The following is a 12614-nucleotide window of genomic DNA, read 5'->3' as shown; positions in this document are numbered from 1 at the left end:
ATTTCAACATGTCTTTTCCTTTACTCTCGATTAAGAAACTCAATAAATCATTTCAACGTGATCAGAACAAATTAACGGTTTTAGATGGTATTCATCTCGACATTGAGCAAGGCGAATTTATCTCCATTGTCGGCAGCAGTGGTTGTGGAAAATCGACTCTACTGCGTCTAATTGCAGGACTAGACCCAGACTATCAAGGTGAAATTTTACTCAATCAAATTCCAATCCAAGGGACAGATTTAAAACGAGGTTTAATTTTTCAGGAGCATCGCTTGCTGCCTTGGCTGACCGTTTCCGAAAACATCCATTTGGCACTGGAAGAAACAGAGTTAAGTCGTTCAGAAAAAAATGCTCGGGTGAAAGCGCATATCGAAATTGTTGGGCTCACTGGATTCGAGAATGCCTATCCTCATGAACTGTCTGGTGGCATGGCACAGCGGGTAGCAATAGCACGTGGGCTAGTCAACAAACCCGATATTTTACTTCTAGATGAACCGTTTGGTGCATTGGATGCCATGACTCGGAGTCATTTACAGGCTGAACTGCAACGTATCTGGCAACATGAAAAAATCACCATGATTCTTGTGACGCACGATATTGAAGAAGCTGTCTATCTTGGAGATCGTGTAATTGTGATGTCAGCCCGACCAGGGAAAATCAAGGAAATTATCCCCATTCCCTTGACTCATCCAAGACATAAAGACAGTGAAAGCTTATTCAATTTTCGTAATCAAGCACTTCATCTACTGGATCATAGCGCATAATTAAATCGAATATTGATCGATATTAATATGATTTAGAAAACAGGCGATGTCGTGATATTAATAGTCTTTATTATATATTATTCAGGAGTTTTAGCATGGGTTTATCAATTTGGCATATTCTATTATTTGCCGTTATCGTTATTTTATTATTTGGTACGTCAAAGCTAAAAAACCTAGGCAAAGATTTGGGTGGTGCAATTAAAGACTTTAAAGACTCTGTTAATCCAGATGATCCAAAACTAATACAAAACCAGCAATACAAAGATATCAATTCGTTAGAATCAAATAGCGAAAAGCAGACCAAGTTATAAGTGATAGATTGTCATGTTTAATATCAGTTTTGGGGAACTATTTGCTTTTGGCATTATTGCGCTTATTATTTTAGGTCCTGAAAATCTTCCCCAAACATTAAGAACGGTACTATTAAAATATAGGGCAATTAAAAATCACCTCAGTAAAATCCAGCATGATCTAGAAAATGAACTGGAGTTGATTGAACTAAAAAGAATCATGCAAGAAGAGCTGCAAAAAATAAAACAAAATGAAGAGCAGCTCAAACAACAACTCGCGCTCATGCAACAAGAAATTGAAAATGTACAATCAAGTGTTTTTCTGGAACAAGGGACCAAAGCAAAGTACACCCAGAATTGTGTTTATATCCACTCACATGACAAGCTAAAGACGCCATTTTTAACTCATTTTAACTCAGCAAATAAATTCAGTGAGGATCAAGCGGCATGACCGAACACATAGTCAGTGAAAATCTCACCGAAATGAGATATAGCGAGCATTTAAAAGATTTAAGAAAACGTTTGATCTATAGCATCGGTGCGGTTGTTGCCATTTTTTTACTGCTTCTGCCACTTGCCCAACAAAACTACCATGTTCTTGCTCGACCTTTAATCTCATTGTTACCTGTTAACTCAACCATGATCGCAACGGACGTCATGGGTACATTTTTAGCTCCGTTCAAACTCAATATTTATCTGGCAATTTTAGTTAGTATTCCTTTTATTCTGTATCAGTTCTGGCAATTCATTGCGCCTGCACTCTACCAAAACGAGAAAAAATTTGGAGTCGCTCTAGCCCTTTCCAGTATTTCTTTATTTTATCTCGGTCTCTTGTTTGCTTATGGTCTGATCTTACCCTTAGCCTTAAAATTCTTTGTTCTGGCCTCTCCTGAAAATGTATTACCAATGACGGATATCAATAGCTATCTGGATTTCTGTTTAAAGCTTTTTCTTGCTTTTGGTCTAGCATTTCAGATCCCAGTTTTGACTTATATTCTTATTTTTATTGGTATTCTCTCTATTCAGCAATTGGAAGAACATCGCAAACACATCATTGTATTCTTCTTTTTTATTGCAATGTTCATTACCCCTCCAGATGTGTTTAGTATGCTCGCCCTTGCCGTCCCCATGTGGCTATTATTTGAATTAGGTTTATGGATCACCAAATTAACAACCATAAAAAAAGAACATCCATAGCTCAAACATGGATGTTCTTAAAATAGAATATTTTTTCTATGCAATTTCATTTTCATTCTTATTGGGTAATAAATTATACCGAGATAGAAGATTACGCAGAACATTGCGGGATAGACCTAACATTTTTGCAGTCTTGACCTGATTATTCCAGCAACTGGAAAAAGCAGTATTCACAATCTTGTCTTCAATAATATGCCACGCTTCACCATCATATTCCTGAAATAAACGCTTCAGAATATCTTCAAATTCCTGAATTAAATCACTATCTGGTAATGCTGCGGATCCACCTTCTTCAGAAAATCGTAGATGTTCAATATCAATCGTTTTACCACTACTCATCAGTAATGCATAATGGATATTGTTCTCCAACTCACGAATGTTGCCTGGCCAACTATAATTTAGGAGTGCATTTCTAGCCCTGTCACTAATATTTGGCTTTGTTGTAATCAGCTTCTGAGAATACGAATTTAAGAAAAAATCGACTAAAGGTAAAATATCGCCTTTGCGTTCCCGTAATGGCAAAATATTCAGTACCACGACATTCAAACGGTAGTATAAATCGAGTCTAAACTTGTTTTCTGCCACAGCCTTACGCAAATCTACATGCGTACCAGACAAAATACGTACATCGATTGGAATCGGTTTACGCCCACCTACGCGTACCACTTCTTTTTCTTGTAATACACGTAATAGCTTCACTTGCAGAGACAGTGGCAACTCACCCACCTCGTCTAAGAACAAAGTACCACCATCGGCTGTTTCAAAAATACCAGCGCGTGTCTTATTTGCCCCTGTAAAGGCACCAGCTTCATAGCCAAATAACTCTGACTCAGCCAGTGTTTCAACGAGTGCCCCACAGTTCACGGCAAGAAAAGGTTTGTTTTTACGATCACTTTTTAAATGAATTTCACGTGCAATCAACTCTTTACCTGTGCCCGACTCACCTTGAATGATAACGCTAGCAGAGCTTGGAGCAATGGTTTCAACTTGATTTAACAATTTACGGGAGTTTTGATCTGAAAAAATAATTGCTTTTGCTCGAATTGGTTTTACAGGTACCCCGTTATCTGGCAAAGTAATTACTTTATAATCATTATCCAAATAGGATTTCATAATTAATCCTTTAAATAGATGAGGATGATATTAAAATAGAATAGTACAATTCAATTACAAAACTGATAAATAATAATTACAGATATTTAATCCACGATTTAAATATTCGATACCCTAAAAATTAACCTTATAACTTTATTAAGAATATAATTCTCATTTTACGAAATGTTGATTTTCAAGCAGAATATAAATGCTTCTGATCAAATTTAGACACTTAATTAAAATACTATTTCCTAATCACTTATTTTATATCAGGTTAAATTTGGCACTTAATTTGCTCATTGGTTAAAAATCCACAAAATAGGTTTAATAATGAGCATAGAATTTGTTGGCATGGTTTTTCCTAACCAATGGTCAGAAACCAAAGGTACACGTATTGGTCATAAAATAGACCTCGACTATCTACGTTATCATGCACGGGCGCATGAATATGCTGGTTTTGATAAAGTTCTAATTGCTAGCGGACCAAGCAGTCCAGACAGTACACAAATCGCAGCATATCTGGCACAGCATACTGAGCAACTCGGGTTCATGATTGCTCATCGTCCCGCTCTTGTCACTCCAAATCTAGCTGCACGTTCTTTTGCAACACTTGACCATACGACGGGTGGTGGAAGAATTCGATTACATGCGATCACAGGGATTACTGCGGAGCCTCAAGAAGGCGATTATATTGTCGATAAAACTCAACGTTACGAACGAACGGGTGAATATCTGGATATCATCCAGAAACTCTGGAAAAGCGATCAACCCATTAGCTATGAAGGTAAATACTTTAAGCTCGACAATGCTTTTTGCCCGTTAAAGCCAGTCAACGGAACAATCCCGATTTCATTCGGTGGCTCATCCGATATTGCTTATGAAATTGCAGTCCGCCATGCCGACTTGTATTCACTTTGGGGAGAACCACTGGCTGGTGTAAAAGATCAAATCAATAAATTAAAGCTCGCAGCAGAACAAGCCAATAAACCACAGCCCCCTGTGAGTTTATCCGTACGCCTTATTATTGGTGCAACCGAAGAACTTGCTTGGCAGCGAGCAGAACAGATTCTGGCAGATATTCAGAACAATCCAACGTTTCAAAATAACGGAACATTATCTGGGCACAAAATCAAGGGAGTCGGTTCACAACGCTTATTGGCAGCAGCCCAACAAGGTGATCGACATGATCGTGCATTATGGATGCCTACTGCAACAGCTGTAGGTGCTTATGGTGATACGACAGCCTTAGTTGGTACACCCGACACCATTATTGCAGCATTACTCGATTATGTAGATTTAGGCGTTAGCACCTTTTTAAATCGAGGCTACGATCCGATCTATGACACGGTCGATTATGGGCGCTATATCATCCCTACTGTACGTGAAGAGGCTGCAAAAAGATTAAAGCGCATCGCTTAAACATTTAAAACATCAAGCCGCTCTTCAACATCTTTGAGGAGCGGCTTTTTAAAATAAAGATTTTCTCCAGTGAGAAAATCTTTATGTCATATTTATTGTAAATCAGGCTTACAAATAGCCTGAATTTTTTCTCCTGCAATCACCTTTTTAGCAAAGGGAATTGAATCTTGTAATGAAGCATTGACGGTCTCGCTATGCCCTAAGCCATGATACAAATGACCTTCGACCACGGTACCCGCTTTACACGCATCGGCCACGAGCTTCATTTGAGATCGGGCATCAGGTGTGCGATCGTTTGCCCCTGTTCCGATAAATAATGGGTGACTGATTTTTAATGTCGGATAATAACCATAATCATTCGATTGTTTCTCTTGCAGTTTTTTATAGTTTGCAGGTGGATTAGGTTTATACGCTTGTGCTGGCGAAAGACCCGCAGTTTGAATATCCCCCATAAAGCTTGTTAAGCACGCATTTCTTGCTTGTTCAACTAAAGGCACTGCTTCAGGTGTGAAAATATCTTCTGTTTTTATCTCTGGATATAAACTTTGCGTCACTAAAAAACTATAGATGCCATAAGCAAGCGACGGACTGACCTCATAAGGGTTTAACTTTAACTGATTCTTTTCAGGCGTCGCCTCAGGATCTTGATAAATCACGCCTGTACCAATTGAACCTTTAATATTTAAGTCAGGTGCATACGTAGCCGAATAGGAAGAAGCCGAAACAGCTCCCGCGCCTCCTTGAGATTGACCCACAATCACAAACTTATTGGCAAGTGGCAACTTTGCTTTTAGAGCAGCTCGACCACTATCTAAAATACTATAGGCCAGCATGGGGTTATTAATTAATAAGTGCGGTCCTGCAACACCTAACCCTTCATAATCTGTAGCGACAACAGCGAATCCTTCTTTAAGCCAACGGTTTAAATATTGTACATCGCGGTATGATCGTCCACTCCAAGACGGCGCACAAGCGTCGGCCAAACCGACCGTACCATGTGCCCATAACACCACTGGCCAACCACCTTTAGGAGGTGTCCCTTTTGGTAAATGAATACTTCCTGAAACCACAATAGGTGTTTTACTATCTTTGCCACTGGTAGAGCTATAAAGAATTCGAATCGCCTGACTATCATTTTCCAAGCGAATATACGGGTTATGAATAGATTCTGTTTTTAATAATTTTCCTGCCTGTGTAGGAATAGCAGAGTTCCATGTATAAAACTCAGAAACTCGACCATCACCATATCTATTGTCAGGTGCTGGCGCTGATTGAGCCTTCGTTAAACAACTCGCAGTTAATATCGTTGTGATTAAAGAATATTTGCATAACGTTGATAAAAAAGTATGTTGCATTGTCATTTACCTTAAAATTTGTTTCATCATTTTTGATTTAAAATTCGTAACTTACGCGGCCATATAAATACGTTCCAAATGCACCTTCAGGTGCATTAAAACTATATTTGACAATGTTGCCGACCGAAGAATCTTTGGCTTTATCAGGATGGCTATTCAATAAATTGATCGCCCCTAAATTGAACTTGAGACCTTTCACAAATACATCTGCTTTGTAGCCGATATCCAAATCTGCAATCCACTGCGGATCAAAGGTTTGGTCTAATGCCGTATTGGTATTATTTAAGGTGGTCCATTTATCATAGCGACGAATTGCAGTATTGACGCTCCACGCTTGATTTGACCAAAGCGCACCAAATGTCAGTTTTGTTTTCGGTGCAGTAGATTCAATCAGGCTTTGCGTATTTCGTCCTGCAATACTTGAAACGGGAATCCGCTCACCTTTTGTAGTGATAGAATCTCTGGTTTCCGTGATTTCATTTTTGTTATAGGCCAGACCTAGATTCAGATTTAACTTGCCATATTGTTCAAGGTTTAAATCATGCTTAAGCGCGAACTCTAAACCTTGAGTACGTGTATCTAGTAAATTATTAAAAAACGCTACATTGGCAATATTTGAATACGGTGAATTGGCAAATGCATTGGTGATTACACTTCCAGTAATATTGTCTGAAAGCAAAATACGATTTTTAATATCGATTTGATAAAGGTCTAAGGTTGCTGAGGTATTCGCAAACGGCTTCCACACAAAACCTAATGAGTAATTCGTGGATTTTTCTGGTTTAAGTGAGCTTCCGCCAATCAGTAAGGCAGCCTCACTGCCTGCAACTAGAGTTCTTTGTTGCACATCTTGCCAACCAGAAGGGGTTTGCACCGTTTGTACGCTATAAGCCGAATATCCTTGTTGTGCCAATGACGGTGCTCTATAGCCTGTATTGACTGAACCACGTACTGCAAACTGAGGTGATACATCATATTTGGCAAATAATTTTCCGTTGGTGGTCGACCCAAAGTCTGAATATTTTTCACTTCGAATGGCAGCCCCAACATTCAAATTTTTAACAATATCTGCTTCTAAATCTAGGTAGATACCATAAACATCACGACTAATTTTTCGTTGATCTTGGTCAGTAATTCCGGCATATATCCCAGGAACACCAACTCCCAAAGTTGTGCTTGGATTGAAATATGGACCTCGGGTATAGGCAATCGGATCACCAGCATTTTGCTTATATTGCTCCCAGCGATATAACACCCCTGTAGATAGCGTCAGCGGACTTGCTAACCCATCAATTGCAATATCACGGCTATAATCTAGCCCTGTATTTAATTGTGCAAAGATATTTTCCCCCAAGTCATAATTTGAAGGTGAGTTGGAGCCGTAACTTGGGTTAATGCCATTGCCCTGTTCTGTGCTGACTTTATTTTGTCCGTAAGTCGCATAAAGATCATATTTACCTGACTTCTGTTCCCCTTTTTTTACTCCAACTGTCGTTGCAAAATCATCTACATTGACTAAGCTCAACGGCGAACGTCCATCTGGATAACGTTCTTTAAAATAGCTGGATTGATTTAGTACTGTTTTGGTTGAAGGTGGCTCATAAAAGTTTTCACCTATCGTCTTGCGATGTCCATAACTACTAAAACCATAAATTGCAACGTCATCAGTCAAAGGTAAATCTAGATTTGCAGTCACATTGACTTGATCTTTTTGCTCTGGTGAGCCAAATTTCCATGTTCTATAGGGGGTATCTTGTTCTGTATATTGAGCCTTAGTTGAACCATCATAAAAAGTTCGTGTATCAGGTGCCGTGTTACTTGCAGCTTCACGTTTGCCTAAATCTAATGCAACCGTCAATGCACCATCATTAGGAAGTGTAAAACCTTTCCAAAGATTAACTTTATGTTGTTCACCATCGCCTTGAGTATAGCCACCAGTTTGATAGCTTAGCCCGCCCCCATGATCACGTGATTTCAAGATAATATTAACAACACCAGCGATTGCATCCGATCCATATTGTGCCGCAGCACCATCCCGCAAAATTTCTATGCGTTCAATTGCACTCACGGGAATTAAACTTAAATCAGTTACTGCTGCTCCCCTTCCACCAGCATATGCTTGGCGGGTGAAATACGCTGCTGTATGTCGACGTTTCCCATTAATCAAAATTAAAGTTTGATCTGCAGATAATCCTCTGAGCGCAATACTTGGTGGAACTGATGCACCAAATCCACCTGCTGGAGAAGTTGGTAAACTCACAGAAGGAGACAGCCGTGTTAACGCTGCAGCAAGATCAGTCGCGCCAGTCTCCTGCAATTCTTTAGCAGTTAAAATATCAACAGGTGCCGGTGCATCTAGCGAGCTATGAATTGCCCGCCTAGACCCAGTGATAACGACAGATTGCAATGTGATGACATCCTCTTTCTCTGACAAATTTTTTTGATCATTTGCCATAGCAATTGAGGCAGTGAGTGTACTCAGTGCAAAAAGTGAGGAGTGAAGAATGAAATGAGAAAAATATGTACGCATATAAGCTTCCTTAACGATCTAAACCGATATAGCAAAGCCAATGCCAAGTATTTTGTTTATTATTATCAATATATTGAGTAAAAAAATAAAAGAATCATTGTTTAAATTTAAACAATGATTCAAAAAAATGTTCATAAAACTACAGTTTTAAATTTCCAAACCGCTTAAACCAGCTGATTTTGTAGATAGGACTGATACAATTGAAAGTAAGCTGCCTGTTGTTGTATTAACTGCTCATGCGAACCTTGTTCTACGACATGACCATTTTCAATTAGAACAATTTTATCAGCTTCACGAATGGTACTCAGCCGATGCGCAATGACTATACAGGTTCTATTTTGGCATAATCGTCTAAGCGCATATTGTATTTTTTGCTCTGTATAAATATCAATTGCAGAAGTCGCTTCATCTAGAATTAATATTTTAGGGTTTGCCAAATAAGCACGAACCAGACAAACAAGTTGCCTTTGTCCATGACTAAGATTTTTACCAAGTGCTCCAACTTCGGTGAAATAGCCCTGCGATAGCTGTTGCAATATCTCATCGGCCCCCAACTCTTCAATCACCTGGATAAGCTGCTGATCTGAAGCTTTAGGTTGAACTAGACGTAAGTTATCTAAAATTGTTCCACTAAATAAAACATTATCTTGTAAAACAATACTCACATGCTGCCTTAAACTGGCAAGCTGAATATTTTGTATTGGATAACGATCTAGAAAGATGCCACCCTTCTGAGGTTCATAAAACCGTGTTAGTAACTGGACCAGAGTACTTTTTCCATGTCCTGTGGGACCGACAATCGCAATGATTTTTCCAGCTTCAATATCCAAATTAAAATTTTGTAAAACAGGTTTATGAGTATAAGCAAAATCTACCGACTGAAATCGAATATGACCATTCAACTGTTCAAGCTTCACAGCATTCGGTTGTTCTTGAATCGTAGATTGTGTATCTAAAAGTAGAAATATACGTTGTGCACATGCTGCGCCATTGGCATAACGTTCAAATAGATCGGTCAGTTCCTGTAAGGGCGCTAAGAATAAAAATACATAGAAAATACTTTCTGCAAATTGCCCAATACTAATCAAGCCATCACTATACGCATAACTACCAATCACAATAAATCCAGCAGTGGCTAGCGTTGAAAGTAAGCCTGTAAAAGGAGCAAACCAACTGGTCCGCTTACTGCCATAAATAATAGAATTATTAAAATCTGTTAATAAACCCTGATAACGAGATTGATTTGTCTCGGTGTAATTTAACTGCTGAATGATTTTAGCTCCATTTACTGTTTCAACCAAATGAGCAGTAAATCGACTGCGTTCCTCTGCAACTCGTCCCCAATGTTTTTGCGATGATTTCTTAAAAATCGCAGTCATCCCAAATAAAATGGGTAGCGTCGCAAATAAGCACCAAAAAAAAGGTGGATAGATATGCCAAAGCAGTACTGAAGCTAATCCGCAACGCAAAATTGCGGAAAGTAGCTCTGGTGGCCCTTGTATTAAAACAGGCTCTAGCGTTTCAACATCGCGATCGGCCCGCGAAATAATCCTGCCAGCCTTGGTACGATCAAAATATCCAATATTTAAACTTTGGATATGCTGAAACAAAGAACGTCTTAAGCCATTAATCACTTTCAACGCTGCTTGGCCTGAAAGATATTTTGATAAGCCTGCTAAAGCAAAACGACACATCCAACTCAATGCCAGAATGCTTATCGCAATCAATAAAACGGGCTGATGCATTATCATTTTTCCAGCAATTTGTTGAAAGCCCGAGTCCAGAATATATTTCACAACCCAAGGGCGAACAAAAACACTCATCACTTGTAAAATTTCTACAGCAATTAAGGCAAGCAACAAGTAACGGATGGGATAAATTAAAGGAATAAGTTTTGTTAGCACCCCTCTATGAATTGAGGTATTTGCCAAATTTTCTTCGATTTGTAAATCAGCAGATTTTTCAGATGGGCGGAAATTTTTAACACTGCTATTCATGCATTAATCTCCTGCTGTTGTAACTGAAAGCCCATCAACTCACGATAAAATAAACAATCTTGAACTAATTCAACATGTGTACCTTGAGCAATGATACGCCCTTGATCAACAACAATAACTCGGTCAGATAAAGCAATCGTGGTCTGTTTATTGGAGTTAATAATGATGGTTTTTTTTAAAAGGTTTCCACTATTAGAAAGCGCTGATAGTCGCTGTAGAACTTGTTTTTCTGTCGTCGCATCTAAGGCACTGGTTGAGTCATCTAAAGCTAAAATTGGTGAATTCTTTAGAATAGAGCGGGCCAAAGCTAGACGTTGTTTTTGTCCTCCTGACAAAGTCACACCTTTGTCCCCAATCAGCGTGTCTAGTCCATTATCAAGTCGTTGTAATAGTTCTGATGCCGACGCTAAATGTAACGCATCTCTCATCTCTTGCTCCGTTGCATCTTGCTTCGCAATTCTCAAGTTATCTGCCAATGTGCCGCTAAAAAAGAAATTTTCCTGAGGAATGATCTGAACCAAATGACGTAATTCAAATAAGCTTAAATCTTTAATATTGGTCCAGCCTGTTTGCTCAGAACCAATCAGAACTTGACCTTCTGTTGGATCAATAAACCGATTGAGTAAATTCATCAAAGTCGTTTTACCTGAGCCAGTTTTTCCTACAACAGTGACGATTTCACCTGCTCGAAATTCAACATGACAGTGTTTTAAAATATACTTATGCGTTGTTTTATCCTGAAAGCTTACATTTTCTAATCTAATGTTTAACTCATCACGCCATTGCAACGGCAGAGGGTATAATTGATCTTCTATTGCGGACTTCTGATCTAGCATTTGCCATATTCTTGTTGCAGATGAACGTGCATCAGCAAAAATATGTAAAACTTGACCAATGCTTTCAATACGAAACACCAATAAATTTGCCATGAGAATGGCAGCCACAAATTGCCCCACTTGCAACTGATTTTGTCCAATTAAATAAGCACCAAAAGCAATGACCCATAAATAGGAACAGGCAATAATCACTTGTGGGATAGGTAATCGTTTTGCACTAGTCCTGATGGTCTGGATAGAATGATGAATAAATAGATCTACAGCATGATTAAAGCGCTGTGAAAGTTTCTCTTCAAGCTGGAACGCTTTGACCACTCGAATCCCATTCACGCTTTCCGCTAAGCTATCACTGACTTTTTCGTAGGCAGAAGCAACTTGATGATCCAATACGACCAATTGATTGGTCAGCTTAAATAGGACCCAAAGCCCTAAAAAAATAAATAATAAAGGAACTAATCCCAGCCAAGGGTGGTACCAACACAAGAGTCCAACGGTCACGATGACAACCAAACTTGACTCAAACACTTGTCGCCAAAAATTGATGAGCGCTTCTTTTAATTTGTCTGAATCACGGGTGGTTCGAGATAATACCTCTCCCAACCCATGCTTCCAGTGCCACGAAACATCTAAATGCTGTACTTGATAAAAGATTCTTTCCCTTAAAATACTCAGTAATTGCTGACCAATGGTTAAAGCACTTAACCCTGCCAGATACTGAATAACAGCCCTAATGCCAGCAATACTCGCAAGAAGAATGAACCAAAACCAGGGGTTCAAAGGATCAGAAAGCGTATGTTGAAATAAGGTTTCTCTTTCACTATGTCTTAAGGTATCAATCGCATGACCAATTGAATATTGTTGGAGTGCTAACCCTATATTTGCAATAACAAATAAGGTCGTCGTCAATAAGAAACGAAATGGCATAAATCGATACAAAGCCAAACTTCGTAATAATGGATAATTTTTAAACATAAAAGATAGAATAAATTTAAGATTTTGTATTAGTGCGAGATTCATGCCAGATCGATAATCTAAAAAAATATTTTAAATTATTGTTTTATATTGATTTTATAGATCTTTATTTATTGTGAGTGTTGATTTTAAAACACTATTGAAATTGATTTGCTGTAA

General features: G+C 38.7%; 10 protein-coding genes. 5 read left to right on the top strand and 5 right to left on the bottom strand.

From position 1 onward, the window contains the following. Positions 1 to 8 precede the first annotated feature (8 nt). The 4 genes from NDN11_RS09185 to tatC all read left to right on the top strand — a co-directional run bounded on the left by NDN11_RS09185 (position 9) and on the right by tatC (position 2251). Positions 9 to 764: an ABC transporter ATP-binding protein gene (locus tag NDN11_RS09185; RefSeq protein ID WP_049175663.1), complete on the top strand. Its 756-nt coding sequence runs from the start codon at positions 9 to 11 to the stop codon at positions 762 to 764. 95 nt (positions 765 to 859) lie between these two features. After that, complete coding sequence (locus tag NDN11_RS09180; protein ID WP_004655037.1) at positions 860 to 1075, top strand: Sec-independent protein translocase subunit TatA; 216 nt, start codon at positions 860 to 862, stop codon at positions 1073 to 1075. Positions 1076 to 1088: 13 nt separating this feature from the next. Next, positions 1089 to 1505: a Sec-independent protein translocase protein TatB gene (tatB, locus tag NDN11_RS09175; protein ID WP_251109418.1), complete on the top strand. Its 417-nt coding sequence runs from the start codon at positions 1089 to 1091 to the stop codon at positions 1503 to 1505. Beyond that, positions 1502 to 2251, top strand: a complete 750-nt coding sequence (tatC, locus tag NDN11_RS09170) for a twin-arginine translocase subunit TatC (RefSeq protein ID WP_167247229.1) — start codon at positions 1502 to 1504, stop codon at positions 2249 to 2251. Before tatB ends, tatC begins: the two co-directional genes overlap by 4 nt. A gap of 36 nt (positions 2252 to 2287) precedes the next feature. On the opposite strand, the gene NDN11_RS09165 is transcribed toward tatC, so the two are convergent. Continuing rightward, positions 2288 to 3364, bottom strand: a complete 1077-nt coding sequence (locus NDN11_RS09165) for a sigma-54 interaction domain-containing protein (protein ID WP_167247227.1) — start codon at positions 3362 to 3364, stop codon at positions 2288 to 2290. Between the two features lie 312 nt (positions 3365 to 3676). Between NDN11_RS09165 and NDN11_RS09160 the strand changes: the two genes are divergently transcribed. Continuing rightward, entirely contained in the window at positions 3677 to 4765 is a 1089-nt protein-coding gene (locus NDN11_RS09160; RefSeq protein WP_251109417.1) for an LLM class flavin-dependent oxidoreductase, read from the top strand. A gap of 92 nt (positions 4766 to 4857) precedes the next feature. Here the strand turns inward: NDN11_RS09160 and NDN11_RS09155 are convergent, their stop codons facing one another. From NDN11_RS09155 to NDN11_RS09135, 4 genes are all read right to left on the bottom strand, one after another. Next, positions 4858 to 6120, bottom strand: coding sequence for a lipase family protein (locus tag NDN11_RS09155; RefSeq protein ID WP_502801315.1), 1263 nt, complete (start codon positions 6118 to 6120; stop codon positions 4858 to 4860). A gap of 37 nt (positions 6121 to 6157) precedes the next feature. Continuing rightward, entirely contained in the window at positions 6158 to 8650 is a 2493-nt protein-coding gene (locus tag NDN11_RS09150) for a TonB-dependent receptor plug domain-containing protein (RefSeq protein ID WP_251109416.1), read from the bottom strand. 164 nt (positions 8651 to 8814) lie between these two features. After that, positions 8815 to 10647 carry an ABC transporter ATP-binding protein gene (locus NDN11_RS09140; protein ID WP_251109414.1) on the bottom strand — a complete coding sequence of 611 codons (1833 nt, stop codon included), beginning with the start codon at positions 10645 to 10647 and terminating at the stop codon, positions 8815 to 8817. Further along, on the bottom strand, positions 10644 to 12455 hold the full coding sequence (locus tag NDN11_RS09135; RefSeq protein ID WP_251109413.1) for an ABC transporter ATP-binding protein: 1812 nt from the start codon (positions 12453 to 12455) through the stop codon (positions 10644 to 10646). The genes NDN11_RS09140 and NDN11_RS09135 overlap by 4 nt, the downstream gene beginning before the upstream one ends. Between the last annotated feature and the right edge of the window lie 159 nt (positions 12456 to 12614).

This window comes from Acinetobacter sp. C26M, from assembly GCF_023702675.1.
Taxonomy (GTDB): domain Bacteria; phylum Pseudomonadota; class Gammaproteobacteria; order Pseudomonadales; family Moraxellaceae; genus Acinetobacter.
The sequence above is the reverse complement of the archived record's forward strand: the minus strand, read 5'-3'. Positions and strand labels throughout refer to the sequence as shown.